The 18,207-nt window shown below is 68.6% G+C and carries 13 protein-coding genes; 3 read left to right on the forward strand and 10 right to left on the reverse strand.

Annotation, left to right across the window (positions count from 1 at the left end):
* Positions 1 to 11: 11 nt before the first annotated feature.
* From trxB to ACGFX9_RS35380, 6 genes are all read right to left on the reverse strand, one after another.
* Entirely contained in the window at positions 12 to 971 is a 960-nt protein-coding gene (trxB, locus tag ACGFX9_RS35355; protein ID WP_393482899.1) for a thioredoxin-disulfide reductase, read from the reverse strand.
* Positions 972 to 1,166: 195 nt separating this feature from the next.
* Entirely contained in the window at positions 1,167 to 2,147 is a 981-nt protein-coding gene (locus tag ACGFX9_RS35360; RefSeq protein ID WP_393482902.1) for a hypothetical protein, read from the reverse strand.
* The gene (gene sigM / locus ACGFX9_RS35365) at positions 2,144 to 2,878 is read right to left on the reverse strand and encodes an RNA polymerase sigma factor SigM (RefSeq protein ID WP_393482905.1); all 735 of its coding nucleotides are present in this window, start codon (positions 2,876 to 2,878) and stop codon (positions 2,144 to 2,146) included. The genes ACGFX9_RS35360 and sigM overlap by 4 nt, the downstream gene beginning before the upstream one ends.
* A gap of 33 nt (positions 2,879 to 2,911) precedes the next feature.
* Positions 2,912 to 4,627, reverse strand: coding sequence for a protein kinase family protein (locus ACGFX9_RS35370; RefSeq protein ID WP_393482908.1), 1,716 nt, complete (start codon positions 4,625 to 4,627; stop codon positions 2,912 to 2,914).
* A 118-nt stretch (positions 4,628 to 4,745) separates the two neighbouring features.
* Positions 4,746 to 6,977, reverse strand: coding sequence for a murein biosynthesis integral membrane protein MurJ (gene murJ, locus ACGFX9_RS35375; RefSeq protein WP_393482911.1), 2,232 nt, complete (start codon positions 6,975 to 6,977; stop codon positions 4,746 to 4,748).
* 47 nt (positions 6,978 to 7,024) lie between these two features.
* Positions 7,025 to 9,394, reverse strand: a complete 2,370-nt coding sequence (locus ACGFX9_RS35380; protein WP_393482958.1) for a DUF6049 family protein — start codon at positions 9,392 to 9,394, stop codon at positions 7,025 to 7,027.
* Between the two features lie 193 nt (positions 9,395 to 9,587).
* Here ACGFX9_RS35380 and ACGFX9_RS35385 point away from each other — a divergent pair, with 193 nt between their 5' ends.
* Positions 9,588 to 11,030, forward strand: a complete 1,443-nt coding sequence (locus tag ACGFX9_RS35385) for a CCA tRNA nucleotidyltransferase (protein ID WP_393482914.1) — start codon at positions 9,588 to 9,590, stop codon at positions 11,028 to 11,030.
* 119 nt (positions 11,031 to 11,149) lie between these two features.
* Here ACGFX9_RS35385 and ACGFX9_RS35390 read toward each other — a convergent pair whose 3' ends face one another.
* The 4 genes from ACGFX9_RS35390 to ACGFX9_RS35405 all read right to left on the reverse strand — a co-directional run bounded on the left by ACGFX9_RS35390 (position 11,150) and on the right by ACGFX9_RS35405 (position 14,896).
* Entirely contained in the window at positions 11,150 to 11,620 is a 471-nt protein-coding gene (locus ACGFX9_RS35390) for a hypothetical protein (RefSeq protein WP_393482917.1), read from the reverse strand.
* 113 nt (positions 11,621 to 11,733) lie between these two features.
* Complete coding sequence (locus ACGFX9_RS35395; protein WP_393482920.1) at positions 11,734 to 12,990, reverse strand: MFS transporter; 1,257 nt, start codon at positions 12,988 to 12,990, stop codon at positions 11,734 to 11,736.
* Between the two features lie 79 nt (positions 12,991 to 13,069).
* Positions 13,070 to 14,152 (reverse strand): inositol-3-phosphate synthase, encoded by a 1,083-nt coding sequence (locus ACGFX9_RS35400; protein WP_393482923.1) that lies wholly within the window; start codon positions 14,150 to 14,152, stop codon positions 13,070 to 13,072.
* Between the two features lie 57 nt (positions 14,153 to 14,209).
* Positions 14,210 to 14,896 carry a PadR family transcriptional regulator gene (locus ACGFX9_RS35405; RefSeq protein WP_393482926.1) on the reverse strand — a complete coding sequence of 229 codons (687 nt, stop codon included), beginning with the start codon at positions 14,894 to 14,896 and terminating at the stop codon, positions 14,210 to 14,212.
* Positions 14,897 to 15,429: 533 nt separating this feature from the next.
* Here ACGFX9_RS35405 and ACGFX9_RS35410 point away from each other — a divergent pair.
* Positions 15,430 to 15,648 (forward strand): hypothetical protein, encoded by a 219-nt coding sequence (locus tag ACGFX9_RS35410; protein ID WP_393482929.1) that lies wholly within the window; start codon positions 15,430 to 15,432, stop codon positions 15,646 to 15,648.
* A gap of 95 nt (positions 15,649 to 15,743) precedes the next feature.
* Complete coding sequence (locus ACGFX9_RS35415) at positions 15,744 to 18,020, forward strand: transglycosylase domain-containing protein (RefSeq protein WP_393482932.1); 2,277 nt, start codon at positions 15,744 to 15,746, stop codon at positions 18,018 to 18,020.
* Positions 18,021 to 18,207: the final 187 nt, after the last annotated feature.

Raw genomic sequence — 18,207 nt, forward strand, 5'->3', positions numbered from 1 at the left:
AGGATGGGATGTCAGACGGTGGCTGCGGCCGTCTCGCTGTCCGCGAGGGCAGCGAGGAACCGCTCGGAGTCGAGGGCGGCGGAGCAGCCCGTGCCGGCCGCCGTAATCGCCTGCCGGTACGTGTGGTCGACGACGTCGCCGGCCGCGAACACGCCGGTCACGTTCGTCCGCGTCGAGGGAGCCTCGACCTTCAGGTAGCCCTCGCCGTCCAGGTCGAGCTGGCCCTTGAAGAGCTCCGTGCGCGGGTCGTGGCCGATCGCGATGAACAGGCCGGTGAAGGGCAGCTCGGAGGTCTCACCCGTCTTCAGGTTGCGCAGCGTCAGACCGGAGAGCTTCTGCTCGCCCTTGATCTCGGCGATCTCGCTGTCCCAGATGAAGTTGATCTTCGGGTCGGCGAAGGCGCGGTCCTGCATCGCCTTGGAGGCGCGCAGGGTGTCGCGGCGGTGGACGATCGTCACGGACTTGGCGAAGCGCGAGAGGAAGGTCGCCTCCTCCATCGCGGTGTCACCGCCGCCGATGACGGCGATGTCCTGGTCCTTGAAGAAGAAGCCGTCGCAGGTCGCGCACCAGGAGACGCCGCGTCCGGAGAGCGCGTCCTCGTTCGGCAGGCCGAGCTTGCGGTGCTGGGAGCCCGTCGTCACGATCACGGACTTCGCGCGGTGCACGGTGCCCGCCGTGTCCGTCACGGTCTTGATCTCGCCGCTCAGGTCGACGGAGATGACATCGTCCGGAACGAGCTCGGCGCCGAAGCGCTCTGCCTGGGCCCGCATGTTGTCCATCAGGTCGGGGCCCATGACGCCGTCCTGGAAGCCGGGGAAGTTCTCCACCTCGGTGGTGTTCATCAGAGCACCGCCCGCGGTGACGGCGCCCTCGAACACCAGGGGCTTCAACGACGCGCGCGCGGTGTACAGCGCCGCCGTGTAGCCGGCGGGGCCGGAGCCGATGATGATCACGTTACGGACGTCGGTCACGGCTTGATTCCTCGTCTCTGAAGACTGCTGCGTACTGCTGGTGGGTGCCCTGTCTCAGGTCTCTCACCCCACCCAACGGATCCTACGGGGCATGCATTCCCGACGTGTCCGAGCGCACGGAAGCGGCCCACGGAAGGATGTCGGGGACGTCAGGATGCCACGCTGGGCCGTGCCTCTCGCCAGGGCGGTGAGAGGTCAGGGCCGCGCGTAGGAGTTGGTGAGCAGAATCTTGCCCGCGGGGGTGTCCGTCGACGGCTTGTCCACGCACGTGGCGTCGATGACGTACGCGGAGACCTTCGTGCTGTCGGAGTCATGGGACGCCACGACGAGGTAGGCGTCCTTCCCCTTATAGGTGCCTTCTTCGGCGGCGAGCGGTGTCCTGGCGCCGAGGCCGAGCTGGATGCACTTCGGGACGGAGACCGCGACCTCCTCACGCATCGGCGCGTTCTTGTCCTTCGGTGACTCGGGGCTTGACCGCACGCCGAAGGACGGCTCGGCGCTTCCGGAGGCAGGTTCCGTGGACGGCTTCTTGGCGAGCAGGTCGGTCACCTGGCCCTTGAGTCCGTCCTCGGAGAAGGCGTGCGCGGAGTCGGTGTGGCCCGATGCCGACTCGGTCGTGCCGCCCGAGTCGCCGCCCAGGGTCTGCATCAGCAAGGAACCGAGACCGAGGGCCGCCGCGGTGAAGACGGCACCGAGCACCACGTTGCGGCGACGGCCGCCCCGGAACCGGCTCCCGCGGCCAGGACCTGTGGCGGCACGGGAGTGTCCTGCGGGTCGGTCGGCCGGGGAGCTGGAGGCACGGACGGGCAAGGGAGCGGACGGTTCGTGGGCGGCGGGCGATGTTTCACGTGAAACACGGCTGGCGCCCGCGGGCTCAAGCATCGGCTCCGGATCCATCGCCTCGACGGAGCCGGGTGCGATGGAGTCCAACAGTGCTTCCGCCGCCAGCGCCGCGTCGATGCGTCCGGCGACATCGGTCGGCATCCGTGGCGGTCCAGGGAGCGTGCCGAGCATGCCGCGGATCTCTTCGAGAGAGTCGTAGACATCGGCACAGAGCACGCAGTCGTCCAGGTGCCGTCGTAGGTCGACGGTCCGGGACGGGGTGAGCAGACCCTCTGTGAGGTCGGAGATCTCAGCGACTTCCGGGTGCCCGGCCGAGTCGGTCGTGGATGTCACGCTCGCCCACCTCCGCCCTTCACAGCAGCTGAATCGCTTGGTCCCGCATCCCGTGGTCCCGCTGCGGGTGGGACGGATGTCCCCTGCGTCCGGTTCCTTGCCGGGCCCGGCTTCTTGCCGTCCTTGTCCTCGCCGCTGTCTCCGCGCTTCGTACGCGTCTCCGTACGCAGGTGGGTGAGCAGCGGCAGCAGTCTGGCTCTGCCGCGTGCGCAGCGGCTCTTCACCGTGCCGGTGGGGACTTCGAGCACGCGGGCCGCCTCGGCCACGGGGTAGCCCTGCATGTCCACCAGGACGAGCGCGGCACGCTGGTCGCGCGGCAGGGTGCCCAGCGCCTCCATGAGCTCGCGATGCAGGTCGTTGCGCTCGACGGGCGCCGCCGCCGACTCCTGCGGTTCGAGGAGCTGCTCGAACCGTTCGGCGTCGTCGATGGGGGAGGTCTTCCGGGATGCCGCCTTGCGGGCCCGGTCGAGGCAGGCGTTGACGGTGATGCGGTGCAGCCACGTCGTGACGGCCGACTGCCCACGGAAGGTGTGCGCGGCTCGGTAGGCGGAGACGAGGGCGTCCTGGACCGCGTCAGCGGCCTCCTCGCGGTCGCCGAGCGTGCGTAGGGCCACGGCCCACAGGCGGTCGCGGTGGCGCCGGACGAGCTCACCGAAGGCGTCCTTGTCGCCGGCCACATGGCGGGCCAGGAGGTCCTGGTCGCTCATCTCGCCGTGCGTGGTGTCGTCCACCGTCGAACCCCCTCCCCCGGTGAGCCCCGGCCGTCAGCCCTTGAACTTCACGTCCGTGATGGCCTGCTTGTACCCCGCGCTGCTGTACTCATCACGGGGCGACTTCGGTACATCGGTGATCCAGAGAAGGACGTACCGCGTCGTGACCGGTTTCTTGGCCTTGACCGTCGCGGTGCCGCCCGAGGTCGTGACGCTTCCGATCGGCTTCATCGAGCTGAGGGGCGTCGAGGAAGACATCGAGTCCGTGCCGTAGAGCTTGATCGTCGTGTGGTCGCCGACGTAGCGAAGACCGATCGACGCGGCCGACACGTCCTGTTCCTTGCCCAGGTCGTAGACGATTCCGACGCCGGGCTTGTAAGGCGCGAGTTTGGGACCGTCTATGAAGCTGTTGGTCCGCCAGTATGACGAGCCGTCGCCGTCGTACGTGTTGCGGACGCCTTCAGGGTTCTGCGCGTTGCCATCGAGGACGTACTCCTCGCCGTTCTCGATCTGGACGGGCTGCGCGGGCTTCTTCGGCGTGTTCTTGTCGCCGTCGTCGGAGGTGTCCGAGCTGCTGCCGGGGTCCTCGGAGTTCCCCCGGTCCATCAGCGCGTCCGCGAGCTGCCAGCTGCCGAGCCCCAGGGCCGCGATGAGGAGCGCGGACACGGCCCACTTGAGGGCCTTGCCCGTACGGCTCTGCAGCGGGGGCGGCGGGGTCGGCACGGGCTGGGTGGCTCCGGGCCGGGCCGTGGTGCGGCCGTAGGTGCCCTGCTGGTAGGTCGTGCGCTGGTACTCGGGCGGCGCGGCGAACGCGGGCTCGGGCGGGCGGATGCGCGGCATCTCGCCGATCGCCTTCACCAGCTCCTCCGGCGTCGTGCACGGCGGCTCCTGGCGGGAGGCCGTCGCACCCTCGTTCACGAGCGCGCGCATCGCGATCTCGGAGAGGCCCCTGTGCACGCCTGCGCGCACCTGGTCGGGGGAGATCAGGCCGACGCCCTTGGGAAGCCCGGAGAGGCCGTACGCGTCGTCCTCGTACGGCCAGCGCTGGGTCAGCGACGCGTACAGAAGTGCGCCGACCGCTTCGGTGTCCGTGCGCTGAGGAGTGTCCGAACTGATGCCGCGGAGTGCCGCGTTCACGGCGAGGCCGCGGATGCGGTACTGCCCGGACGAGGTCCGAAGCACCGCGCTCGGGGTCAGCCGCAGATGGGCGAGGCCCTCACGGTGGGCGGCCGCCATGGCCTGGGCGACCTGACTGACGAGCTGGTACGCGTCGTGCGCCTCCAGAGGGCCCGCCGCGAGCAGCGCGGTGAGTTCTGTGGCGTCGGGCAGCCACTCGTGCACCACGTAGACGAGGTCGTTCTCCTCGACCGCGTCCAGGACGTGCACGAAGCGGGGGTCGCCGAGCAGCGCCGATGAGCGGGCCGCCGCGAGTACCGATCGGGCCCGCGGATGGTCGGCGGGCAGCAGATGCACGCCGACGGCCCGGCGGAGCTTCTCGTCCACCGCACGCCAGCTGCTGAAACCGTCCAGACGGGTGACGCACTCTTCGAGTCGATAGCGTCTGGCGAGCTTGTGGCCGCTGTGCAGTTCGGGGGGTGATGCCGTCCCGGAACTGGTGAGCTCGCCGTTCTCTGCTGCGCCTTCTTCTGCCGTTTCCCGCTCCCGGGTCTGGGCCACCCCGTCGGCCGTGGCCTCGTCCGCCTTCGCGGTCAGCGGCTCATCGCCGCTGTTGTCTGCCACGTCGACGGCAGCCGTGATCCGTTCCGCCACCGTCGTTCCTGCCTCCCCATCCATCGCGCTTCGTCAGACGCCAAAGCCAATTGTGCCCACAGTCCGGCGCTATGCACGACACGCGGTGGCCGGTGATGGTTGTGCGAACCCTTGTATCTCACCGACCGAGACGGCCGCGGACCATCCCGACCATCGAATTCAGCTCCGCAATCCGCATCTTTCGGGCGGCCACGAAGAAGACACCACCGAGGACGATTCCACCGGCCACCAGGGCGATCAGGGAGCCGCCGGCCCCGTCGCCGAGGGCCCTGAGAATCCCGAAGGCGGCGGCGCCGCCGAGGAGGGCCGCCGGGATGCAGGCCATGGACAGTCGGGCGTACGTACGCAGAACCTGGGTGCCATCCAGATCGCCGCCCAGGCGGTTGCGTAGCCTGCGCCAGGCGACACCGACGCCGACCGTGTAGGCGAGGCCGTACGACCCGGCCATGCCGACCACTGCCCACTGGGCGGGCAGGAGGACGTAGGCGATCGCACTGGCGGCCGCGTTGACGGCGGCCACGATGACCGTGTTGTAGAAGGGCGTCCGGGTGTCCTCGTACGCGTAGAAGCCGCGCAGCACGACGTACTGCACCGAGAACGGGATCAGGCCGAGGCCGAAGGCCATCAGGACGAAGCCCATGGACTGGGCTGCCTCGCTGCCGCTGGATGCGAACAGGAGGGTGCACATCGGGACGCCGAGGGCGACGAACGCGAAGGCGACCGGGACGATTGCCACCGCGGAGGTGCGCAGCCCCTGGGAGATGTCGTCGCGGACCGCGCCCGGGTCGTTGTCGTGGGCCGAACGCGAGATGCGCGGCAGCATGGCCGCCATGACGGAGACGGTGATGATGGCCTGCGGCATGCCCCAGATCAGCTGGGCGTTCGAGTAGGCCATGATGCCGGTGCCGTCCTTGCCGGAGGCTTTGCCCGCGGCGGTGGCCAGCTGGGTGACGACGAGCACGCCCGCCTGGTTGGCGAGGACGAAGAGCACCGTCCACTTGGCGAGCTTGACCGCCTTGCCGAGGCCGTGGCCCTTCCAGTCGAAACGCGGCCGGAACCGGAACCCCGTCTCGCGCAGATACGGGATCATCGCCAGAGCCTGGACGGTCAGACCGAGCAGGGTCCCGACGCCGAGGAGACGGACACCGTCCGCCGGGATCGTCTCCACCATCATGTCGGAGTCACCCGAGGTCCCGTAGACCCAGATGAACAGGCCGAACGTGACGATCATGACGATGTTGTTGAGGACCGGGGTCCACATCATGGCGCCGAACTTGCCGCGGGCGTTGAGGATCTGGCCCATCACCACGTGCACGCCCATGAAGAAGATGGTGGGCAGGCAGTAGCGGGCGAACGTGACAGCGACGTTGTTGGCCGGCTCGTTGTTCGCGATCGGGGTCGACATCAGTTTGATCAGCAGCGGCGCCGCGAAGACGGCCAGGGCGACGATGAGGCCGAGCGCGACCATGACGAGGGTCAGCAGACGGTTGGCGTAGGCCTCGCCGCCGTCTTCGTCGTCCTTCATGGCGCGCACCAGCTGCGGCACGAAGACCGAGTTGAGGCCGCCGCCGACGGTCAGGATGTAGATCATCGTCGGCAGTGTGTACGCGACCGTCCAGGCGTCGCCGAGCGTCGCGGCGCCGAGGGCGGCGGTGATCACCATGGTGCGTACGAAACCGGTGAGCCGGGAGACCAACGTGCCCGCGGCCATCACCGCGCTCGACTTCAGCAGGCTCGACGCCTTGCCGCCGCCGCCCGACTTCGGGGCCGGTGCGGGGGTGGGGGGAGCTGCCGGGGCCGGGACCATGGGGGGTTCGGGGGGCTGGTAGCCGCCGGGCTGCTGGTAGCCGTTGCCCTCGGGGTACCCGTTGCCCTGCGGGTAGCCGCCCTGGTCGTAGCCGCCCGGCTGCTGGTCGCGGAAGAGGTGGGCGAACGCGTCCGGCTCGTGGCGCTCCTCGCCGGCCTGGGTGACCAGATCGTCGACGCCCACGAACTGCGTCGTACGGGCGTCGTCGCCGTAGGGCAGATGCCGGGTCGGTCCCTCAGGCTCGGGCGCCGGGGTCTGCGCCCACACCCGGGGGTCGGGGGCGTGCTGCGGGGACGGCGGCTGGGCGTAGAGCGGCTGGGGGTCCTGGTAGTACCCGGGCGGCGGCGGAGGATGCGCGGCGCGGTCGTACAGCGCCTCGGTCACCGGGTCCTGGGCGGCGAGGTCCTGTGCCCGGTAGGGATCCTGGTCGTAGGCGTCCTGGAGGTACAGGTCCGGGGCGGGCGGCGGTGGCACCTGCCCGTCCTCGGGGGGACCGGAACCGCCCGCGCCCTGGCCACGGTCACCGTCGTACGGCGCGTTCATGGATTACCCCACCTCATCGTCCCCGGGCCCACCGGCCACGACATCGCTCAACGGTCCACTCTCTCACCCGTGTCGGACGGGTCGGTGCTTTCCGGAGCGGTGTCCGGTGTCGGGTCACTCGGCTGCTCGGGGTCGTCCTCACCGGGCTCGGTGCCGGACTCGCCTTCGGGACCGTCCTCGGGGCCGTTCTCGGTGTCCTCCTCCGGGCCCTCCTCGGCTCGCTGCCGGGCGGCCCGCTTGCGCTGGGTGTACATCCGGAATCCGGCGAGTACGAGGAGCAGCACGCCACCCGCGATGACGAGCATCACGGTGAGGGTGATCTCGGTGACGTTCACGTCGAAGCGGACGGGCTTGCCGTAAGGCTGGCCGTCCTCGGTGAACAGCTGGGCGTAGACCGGGACCGGGCCGTTGGCGTTGGCCGTGGTGGTGAACTTCACCGACTGGGCGTGCCCGCCCGCGACCTTGACCGGCTGTTCCCAGTAGGCCTTGTCGCCGATCTTCAGACGCGTGGGGTTCTCCGACGTCAGACGCAGAACCATGTGGTCGACGTCCTGGACCAGGTTGTTCTGCACCGTCACCGGGATCGTCGCGCTGCGGCCCGAGAGCTTCGCGTCGGACTTCTGGATCAGCGCCACCTGCCGGGTGAGCGTGGTCAGGTAGCGCTCGACGTCCTTGCGGAACGTCGCCGCATCGCCGGCCCGGCCACGCCAGGACGTGGACATCCCGCGGTCTATGGCCCGCCCGAAGGGGGTGATCACGCGGTCGGGCTCGCTGAGGATCGTCTTGAAGCGGTTGAGCTTGTTCTGGGTGTTCTGCAGGGACTGGAAGGCCGACCTCGGCAGCTCATGCTTCCGCAGCGCCGCCGGGTAGGCCCCGGCGGAAGGCACCCGGGTCGAGGCCGCCGGGTCCGGCTTCGCCTTCGCCGCAGCCGACAGGTCCTGCGACTGGGACCAGCGCTCGTCGGAGAGGGCGGTCAGCGCCTTCGCCATCGTCTGGGCCTGGCTGACCGACGGCATGCGCTGCGGGGCGACGACGATGCTGCGCTGCCTGTCGGGCTCCTGAAGGTTGACCATCAGGCTCTGGGCGAGGAACTCCTGCAGGGCGAGCGTGGAGGTCTCGGCCCCCGTCATGTCGCCCTGGAAGGCCGTGGAGAGGCGTGCGTCGGCCACCACGGCCGTCGTGCCGCCGCCGATGGGGCGGGCGGCGTTGGGCGTGTACGGCAGTCCGTCCGACTCGCGCAGGCTGTCGCTCCGGGCGATCACCGTGTGGGCGCCGGCGGAGGTGGAGACGTCGACGACCGAGGGGTCGAGCGCGCCGTCCACGGGCCACGCGAAGTCCGACCGCGGCTTGACGTGGAGGATGGTGTCCACGGCCTCGGCCCCCATGTCGGTGGCGTCCTTGAGCCGGCCGAGGGAGCCGGTGACGGCCTTGCCGTTGTGGGCGAGCGAGGCGAGGTCGGGATCGGCGAAGGGCAGCGCGACGATCTTCTTGCCCTGCACGGTCTGCTCAAGGTCGTTGAGCCACTCCTTGGCGAGAGCCTGGCCCTTGCCCGCCGTGGTGCTCTTGCCGTCGGCGGTCCGAACCCGGTAGCTCCGCGTCATCGCGTCGACGGAGGCCAGCAGGTCGGGATCGACGACCCAGGTGACGTCGAGCTCGCGGCCCAGGGACAGCATCTGCTCCAGGCGGCCGCCCGGGGCGAGCTCCTCGGCCAGGTCGTCGTCCGTGAAGACGGGCGTCTGCTGCTCGTCCGAGCCGGTCTCCGCCGTGAGGTGCGCGGTGGAGATGAGAGGCCACAGGTACGTCGTCTTGGTCTTCGTGTCGGCGGCGCCCGACTGCCACGGCAGGAAGGTCCGCTCGAAGCCGAGCACCTGGGCCCACGGCTGGGCGGCGGTCCGGCCCGAGAGGGAGACCCCCAGCTGGTAGACGCCGTCGGCGTTGAGGTCCAGCGCCTTGACCGGGACGGAGATGCTGAAGTCCTCGCGGGCGCCGGGGGCGAGCTTGGCGAACTTCTTGACGTACTTGCCGCCGACCTCTGTGCCGTCGGAGCCCGGCTGGTAGCCGGTGCGTTTGGCGGCCGAGTCGATCTCGCTCCGGCCGTTCAGGACCGGGCCGAGACGAAGCCCGGCCTGGGCTCCGGTCACCGGCTGCTTGCCGTCGTTGGTGACCGTGCCGGAGACGGTGAGGGTGTCCCCCTCCGTCGGGGCGTTGGGCGTGAGCTTGTTGAGCGAGACGTCTACGGTGTTCGACCCCGTGGCGTCCGCCGCCGCCTCGGGCACCGCGGCATGCGCGGCCGGCCCCGCCGACAGCTGCAGCATCCCGGTCAGCAATGGGGCCCCAGCCAGCAGCGCTGCCGTACGCCGCAGCCACCGGCGGGCAGGTGAGGGACTGGTCCCCGGGGTGTCTGCCGCCTCGGCCACGCGTTGCCCGTCCTCGTCGTCGTCAGTGGTCGTCGGTTGTGCGTCCACGCATGGTAACGAGGTGCGCTGTGGCGAAGTGCCGCGGACTGCTCCACATGATCGGAATACCTGGCCGGGGAGGGGCGCGCGGCTCTGGCGGGCCCGCTGAAAACCGGGCGGCTTGGGGCGTCGGGGGCACGTACCCTTTTCTGTTGTGCCGAACGCCAATGAAGAAAATCCCAGCGCACTGAGTCAGGTGCAACGCCGCGCGGTCAGCGAACTGCTGCGTGTGTCCCCTGTCGCGGACGACCTTGCCCGCCGTTTCGAGGAGGCCGGGTTCTCCCTCGCCTTGGTCGGCGGGTCGGTCAGAGACGCGCTCCTTGGCCGGCTCGGCAATGACCTGGACTTCACGACTGACGCCCGCCCCGAGGACGTACTGAAGATCGTCAGGCCGTGGGCGGACTCGGTGTGGGAGGTCGGGATCGCCTTCGGCACGGTGGGGAGCCAGAAGAACGGCTACCAGATCGAGGTCACGACCTATCGGTCCGAGGCCTACGACAGGACCTCGCGCAAGCCCGAGGTGTCGTACGGCGACTCCATCGAGGAAGACCTCGTACGTCGTGACTTCACCGTCAACGCGATGGCCGTGGCGCTCCCGCAGAAGGAGTTCGTCGACCCTCACGGAGGGCTCGAGGACCTGGCCGAGCGTGTCCTGCGTACTCCCGGCACCCCGGAGGACTCCTTCTCCGACGACCCGCTGCGGATGATGCGGGCTGCGCGGTTCGCCGCGCAGCTGGACTTCGAGGTTGCCCCTGAGGTCGTCGCCGCGATGAAGGCGATGGCCGAGCGCATCGACATCGTCTCCGCCGAGCGAGTCCGTGACGAACTGAACAAGCTGATCCTCTCGCCGTACCCGGCGAAGGGACTGGCTCTACTTGTCGACACAGGCATCGCAGACCACGTCCTGCCCGAGCTCCCGGCCCTGCGTCTGGAGAGTGACGAGCACCACCGCCACAAGGATGTCTACGACCACTCGCTGATCGTTCTTGAACAGGCGATGGCGCTGGAGGAGAACGGACCGGACCTGACGCTGCGGCTCGCGGCGCTCCTGCATGACATCGGGAAGCCGAGGACACGGCGCTTCGAGGACGACGGCCGGGTCTCCTTCCACCACCACGAGGTGGTGGGCGCCAAGATGACCAAGAAGCGGATGACGGAGCTCAAGTACTCGAACGAGCTCGTGAAGGACGTCTCCCGCCTGGTGGAGCTGCACCTGCGCTTCCACGGCTACGGCACGGGCGAATGGACGGACTCGGCGGTACGCCGCTACGTACGCGACGCGGGCCCGCTCCTGAGCCGGCTGCACAAGCTGACCCGCTCCGACTGCACGACGCGCAACAAGCGCAAGGCGAACGCCCTGTCGCGCGCGTACGACGGTCTTGAGGAGCGCATCGCACGGCTTCAGGAGCAGGAGGAGCTGGACTCGATCCGCCCCGACCTGGACGGCAACGAGATCATGCAGGTCCTGGACGTGCGGCCGGGCCCGGTGATCGGGCAGGCGTACAAGTTCCTGTTGGAGCTGCGCCTGGAGAACGGGCCGATGGAGCGCGACGCGGCGATCGCTGCGCTCAAGGAGTGGTGGGCAGCTCAGCAGTGAGGTGAGGCTCGGTGCGGTGTTTCACGTGAAACATCGCACCGGATCCGGATATGCGAAGCCGGATCCGGACATGCGAAGGGGCACTGTTTCACGTGAAACAGTGCCCCTTCGCGTCGGTCTTACTTCGCGCTCTTCAGGCAGAGCACCACGTCGTGGCTGCCGCCGGTCTGGTAGTAGGAGACCTCGGTCCCCTTGACCGTGTTGCACTTGCTGACGCTGCTGGTGTCGTCGAACTTCTCGATGACCTTGAACTCCGCGTCGCTCGAGGAGCAGTCGGTGTTCTTCAGGTCCGGCTGCGACTGCGTGCCCTTGTTGTGCAGGCAGTCACCGACAGCTGTGGTCTCGGCGTCGCTGCGTCCCAGGTAGAACTTGCCCACAGCGATGAGGATGCCGACGACGATGACGGCACCGATCCGCAGAACCAGCTTGTTGACGCGACGGCCACCGCCCGCGGGGGCCGGAGGCGGAACCGGCGCTCCCTGGTTGTACGGCGGGTAGGGCTGCTGCGGAACACCGGGCTGGCCGGGCTGGCCGGGCAACGGCTGCACAGCCTGGCCGTACGGATTCTGGCCCTGGGGCGGAGTGGTCACTTGGGGGTCCCCCTCGAACGGAAGCGCGATGGCGCGGATACGACGTCCGTAAGTTATAGGGATGCGGTGACATCTCTGTAGCCCAGAGGGGCTCTGTGGCATTGATGTGACACTTACTGCGCGCCAAATCTGGCCATAGTGGCAGCAATTGCTGCGTAGATAACGGCCACCGTGATCACCAGTGGCATCGATCGACCGTCAGGCGGCAGCATCAGCGCGGCTACCCCCGCCGCGGCGACGAAAGCGACGTTGAACAGGACGTCGTAGACCGAGAAGATCCGGCCACGGAAGCGGTCGTCCACCGCCGACTGCACCACCGTGTCCGTGGCGATCTTCGCGCCCTGGGTCGTCAGACCCAGCAGGAACGCGGCGATGAGCAGCGGGACGGGCGTGAAGGGGAGGGCCAGCGCCGGTTCCAGGACCGCCGCTGCCCCCGCGCAGGCCACTATCCAGCCGCCGGCCCCCAGCCGGCTCACCGCCCAGGGCGTCACCACGGCCGCCGCGAAGAAGCCCGCCCCCGAGATCCCCACGGCGAGGCCCAGGAGCGCTAGCCCGTCCGCCTCCGATGACGACCAGGCGTACCGGCAGAGCATGAGCACCATGACCGACAGAGCGCCGTAGCAGAAGCGCATGAGCGTCATCCCCAGGAGCGCGTGGGCGGCGGGGCGCCGCTGCGAGAGGTGCCGCACCCCTGCCATCAGGTCCCGCGCCGTCCCGGAAAGCGCCGCGCCGAGGCGGGGCTTGACCACCTCCGGGTCCGGGCCGAGGAGTTCGCGCGCCATCCGCAGCGAGGCGAGCGCCGCGCAGAGGTAGAGGGCGGACCCGAGCAGGACCACTGCCGCGTCGGAGTCGGGACCCACCAGGCGCACGACGAACGCGAGGCCGCCGCCCACTGTCGCCGCCAGCGTCCCCGCGGTAGGCGAGAGGGAGTTGGCCATGACCAGGCGCTCGGTGTCGACCACGCGCGGGAGCGACGCCGAGAGTCCGGCGAGGACGAAGCGGTTGACGGCCGTGACGCAGAGCGCGGAGGCGTAGAAGAGCCAGTCCGGCACGCCGCTCAGGATGAGCACCGCGGTCACTGAAGCAAGCGCGGCCCGCAGCAGGTTGCCGTACAGAAAGACCTGGCGGCGAGGCCAGCGGTCCAGGAGCACGCCGGCGAAGGGGCCGATCAGTGAGTACGGGAGGAGCAGCACCGCCATCGCGGAGGCGATCGCGGCAGGCGAGGTCTGTTTCTCCGGTGAGAAGACCACGTACGTGGCGAGTGCCACCTGGTAGACGCCGTCCGCGCCCTGGGAGATCAGCCGCACGGCGAGCAGGCGCCGGAAATCCCGCAGGCGCAGCAGTACGCGCAGGTCAGCGACGACAGCCATGGGGCACACCCTCACATACGAGGAGGGTCCCCGGGCGGATTGCCCCGGGGACCCTCAACAGCCGTTCAAGGGACGAGCTTTAGCGCTCGACCTCGCCCTTGATGAACTTCTCGACGTTCTCGTACGCCTCGTCGTCGAAGTACTGCACCGGCGGGGACTTCATGAAGTACGAGGACGCGGAGAGGATCGGGCCGCCGATGCCGCGGTCCTTGGCGATCTTCGCGGCGCGCAGGGCGTCGATGATGACACCGGCCGAGTTCGGGGAGTCCCAGACCTCGAGCTTGTACTCCAGGTTCAGCGGGACGTCACCGAAGGCGCGGCCCTCGAGGCGGACGTACGCCCACTTGCGGTCGTCGAGCCACGCCACGTAGTCCGACGGGCCGATGTGGACGTTGTCGGCGCCCATGTCGCGGTCGCGGATCTGCGAGGTGACGGACTGCGTCTTCGAGATCTTCTTCGACTCGAGGCGGTCACGCTCCAACATGTTCTTGAAGTCCATGTTGCCGCCGACGTTGAGCTGCATCGTGCGCTCAAGGCGGACACCGCGGTCTTCGAACAGCTTCGCCATCACGCGGTGCGTGATGGTGGCGCCGACCTGCGACTTGATGTCGTCACCGACGATCGGAACGCCCGCCTCGGTGAACTTGTCAGCCCACTCCTTGGTGCCGGCGATGAAGACCGGAAGGGCGTTGACGAAGGCGACCTTGGCGTCGATGGCGCACTGCGCGTAGAACTTCGCCGCGTCCTCGGAACCCACGGGGAGGTAGCAGACGAGGACGTCGACCTGCTTGTCCTTGAGGATCTGGACGACGTCGACGGGCGCCTCGTCGGACTCCTCGATGGTCTGGCGGTAGTACTTGCCCAGGCCGTCGAGGGTGTGGCCGCGCTGGACGGTGACGCCCTTGCTCGGTACGTCGCAAATCTTGATGGTGTTGTTCTCGCTGGCGCCGATGGCGTCCGTGAGGTCGAGGCCGACCTTCTTGGCGTCCACGTCGAAGGCGGCGACGAACTCGACATCACCGACGTGGTACTCGCCGAACTGGACGTGCATCAGGCCCGGGACCTTGGCGGCCGGGTCTGCGTCCTTGTAGTACTCGACGCCCTGGACCAGCGAGGCGGCGCAGTTGCCCACGCCGACGATGGCTACGCGAACCGAACCCATTCCGGTTGCTCCCTGTGATCTGTGTATTCCGGAAGAGACCCTGCGAACCGCTGGGTCTCACTTGGCGGTGTCATCGGACGGATCCGGCGGCGGGTTCTCGTCCCGCCGCCGGGGCAGGCCGCCCGACTCCCCAGATGTGCTGTTGTGCTGAGCGGAGCTGTCCGGGGCGGACCGTTGCTGGTCCCGTCCCGCTCGCTCGCTCTCGATGAGCTCGTTCAGCCAGCGCACTTCGCGCTCCACGGACTCCATTCCGTGCCGCTGCAGCTCAAGCGTGTAGTCGTCCAGGCGCTCCCGGGTACGTGCCAGGGAAGCGCTCATCTTCTCCAGACGCTCCTCGAGGCGGCTGCGACGCCCCTCGAGCACCCGCATGCGTACGTCCCGCGAGGTCTGCCCGAAGAAGGCGAAGCGGGCGGCGAAGTGTTCGTCCTCGTACGCGTCGGGGCCGGTCTGGGAGAGCAGCTCCTCGAAGTGCTCCTTACCTTCCGCCGTCAGCCGATAGACGATCTTGGCGCGGCGCCCGGAGAGCGGGGCCGCGAGGGCGTCCTCGGGTGTACCGCTCGATTCCTCGATCAACCAGCCGTTGGCGACCAGCGTCTTGAGGCAGGGGTAGAGCGTCCCGTAGCTGAAGGCGCGGAACACTCCCAGCGAGGTATTGAGCCGTTTACGCAGCTCATAGCCGTGCATCGGGGACTCGCGCAGCAGGCCCAGGACGGCGAACTCGAGGATGCCGGAGCGTCTGCTCATCTTCGCCTCCTGTCTGTCAGCGTCTGTCGACACGGTCTTTATGCCGAGCTGATGTATCGACTCGATACATCGAGACGATAGAACGGCCTTCCTGTTGAGACAAGGGGGGAAGCGGTGAACGGCGTCACATCACCGATTCGTAGGAAGTGACTTGCCTGATTTGGGGTGAACTTCTGCCCTAAGAGGGTTTTGACGGTGCGTAGTCTGTGCGCCATGCAGACCGCCGGGAACCAAGTGACGCCTGAGGGCGTCGTCGTCCCTGGTGTAGTGCGGATGAGCGCTGGCATGGGCGCATCCGTACTTCGGGGGGACCGGAAACCAGCCGCCGTTTCCAGGCGCGGACATCTGCGCCTGCCCGAGGAGTAATCGTTCGATGAGCGAGCACCGTCGCAAACCGCCGCAGCCGCAGGGCGGCGGTCGCGCCGCGGCCAGACGCGGCGTCCCAGGCGTGTCTTCAGGTCGCCGCGCGGCACCGCGTGGCGCCACTGGATCGCCCACTTCCTCAACCGGTTCGCATGGAGCGGGGGCCCCTGATGACGGGGACCGTCCCTACGGCGGCCGTGCCGAGGCCCGTCGTGCCGCGCAGCGCAGTGGCGCTGTCGGCGCGGGCGGAGGCCGACGCCGCGCGGCCGATGGATCCGGCGCCGGGCGCGGAGGCGCCGGTGGCGGAGGCCGACGCGGTGGCGGAGGCCCGAACGGGCCCGGCCGCGGCCGCGGCCGTGGCGGCCATGAGCCCCGCAAGAAGCGCCTGATCGACTACCCGCGCGCGGACAAGGACGGTCTGCGGCGCTGGGTTCCTTCCTGGCGCCTTGTCACCGGCCTGTTCATCGGGTTCCTCGGCAGCCTGATGGCGGTCACGGGAATCGCGTACGCCCTGGTGGGGGTGCCGAAGGTCGATGATGCGGCCACGGCCCAGAACAACGTCTATTACTGGGCCGACGGCAAGCAGATGGTCGCGACCGGCGGTGAGACGAACCGCCAGATCATCGACTACGACAAGATCCCCGAGGCGATGCGGACCGCCGTCATCTCGGCCGAGAACAAGACGTTCGAGGACGACAAGGGCGTCGACCCCATGGGCATCGCTCGTGCCGTGGTGAACATGGCCAAGGGCGGCGAGACCCAGGGTGGCTCGACCATCACCCAGCAGTACGTGAAGAACGCGCGCCTGGGCGACCAGTCGCAGACGTTCACGCGTAAGTTCAAAGAGCTCTTCATCTCCATAAAGGTGGGCCGGCAGGTCTCCAAGGAAGAGATCATGGCGGGCTATCTCAACACCGCCTACTACGGCCGTGGGGCCTACGGCATCCAGGCGGCCGCGCGCGCCTACTTCGGCGAGGACGCCAGCAAGCTGAACCCCAGCCAGTGCGCACTTCTGGCGACGGTGCTCAAGGGCGCCACGTATTACGACCCGGCCGGATCCGCCGCGGTCGACCCTGCGGCCACGCAGGACGCCAACACCAAGCGGGCCAAGAAGCGCTGGAATTGGATCCTCGACGAGGAGGTCAAGGACGGCCACCTGAGCGCCGAGGTGCGGAAGAAGTACAAAGACTTCCCGAAGTTGCAGAACCCCCGCTCCAACGCTCAGCTGGGCGGTCAGGTGGGTTATCTGGTCGACCTGGCCAAGGCGTACGTGATCAACAACAGCAAGGGCAAGATCACGGCCAACGCCCTTCAGCAGGGCGGCTACGAGATCCACACGACCTTCGACAGGACGAAGGTCAAGGAACTCGAGAAGTCCGTGGAGAAGGTCCGCAAGGCGAAGATCAAACCCAAGCTGCGCCCGGACAAGGACAAACACGTCCAGTTCGGTGGCGCGTCCGTGAACCCCAAGGACGGGGCGATCGAGGCCATCTACGGCGGTGCGGACGCGACCAAGCACTTCACCAACAACGCGGACCAGACCGGTGCGCAGGTCGGTTCGACGTTCAAGCCGTTCGTGCTCGCCGCGGCCTTCAAGGACGGCAAGCGCGACAAGACGGGGCCGCCGGACCAGGGCGAGGACCAGCGCACGATCGTCAACCCCAAGAGTCTTTACAGCGGCAAGAACAAGCTCAAGATCAAGAACTACGACGGCACCATCTGGACCGACCGCGATGGCAAGGAGTGGTTGCAGACCAACGACGGTGGCGCGGACTACAACGCGCCGACCTACCAGATCGACCTCCGTGAGGCGATGCGGGAGTCGGTCAACTCGGCGTATGTGCAGCTCGGCATGGACGTCGGTCTGGACAAGGTGAAGGCCGCGGCCATCGACTCCGGTCTCAAGGAGAACAGCCTGGCCAGCGCCAATTACCCGTCCTTCTCGCTCGGTACGTCCTCTCCGAGCGCGATCCGCATGGCCGGTGCCTACTCCACTTTCGCGTCCAGCGGCAAGCAGAACGACCCGTACTCGGTGAAGCAAGTCGAGTACAAGGGCAGCACCGTCTACCAGCACGACTCCCAGCCCAAGCGGGCCTTCGACCCCGAGGTCGCCGACAACGTCACCGACGTTCTCAGGACCGTCGTCGAGAAGGGCACGGGCACCTCGGCGCAGCTGAGCGGCCGCCAGGTGGCGGGCAAGACCGGTACGACCGACGGCAACAAGTCCGCCTGGTTCGTCGGGTACACCCCGCAGCTGTCGACCGCGATCAGCATGTACCGGCTCGACGACAACGAAGGGAACAAGAAGCGCGAGTTCCTGGAGATGTTCGGTACCGGTGGCGAGAAGAAGATCCACGGCGCCTCGTTCCCCGCGCAGATCTGGAAGGACTACATGGAGGAAGCCCTGAAGGGCGCCGCTGTGAAGAACTTCCCTGTGCCGGAGCAGATCGGTTCGGTCGTCGGCGAGACCCCGCCGCCCACCCCGACGCCGACCCCGTCGAAGACCGAGGAGCCGGAGAAGTCTCCGTCGCCGACCCCCTCGGACACGGGGCCCTCGCCGACCCCGTCGGACACCCCCGATCCCGGTGAGTCCTGTGCCGACTGGGACTGGCAGTGCAACAACAACGGCGGTACCGCGGACGGCGGAACCACCGATGGCAGCACGGGCGGAGAGTCACCACCGGCCACGGACGAACCGACGGGCGGCGGAGGTAACAACGGCAACGGCAACGGAGGTCTCTTCGGGGGGCCGTCAGGCTGATCGAGGCCGCCGCGCGCGTGTTTCACGTGAAACGCACGGTTTCACGTGAAACACGCGCCGCCGAGAGTCGGGGGGGGGGGGGGCCCCCCCCCGGGGGGGGGGGCCCCCCCCCGGCGCGGGGGGGGGGGGGGCCGGGGTGGGGGGGGGCCCCGGCCCATAGAAACCCCGCCCCCGCGGCAAACACCCC

This window comes from Streptomyces sp. NPDC048436 (genome assembly GCF_043200355.1).
Lineage (GTDB): Bacteria > Actinomycetota > Actinomycetes > Streptomycetales > Streptomycetaceae > Streptomyces.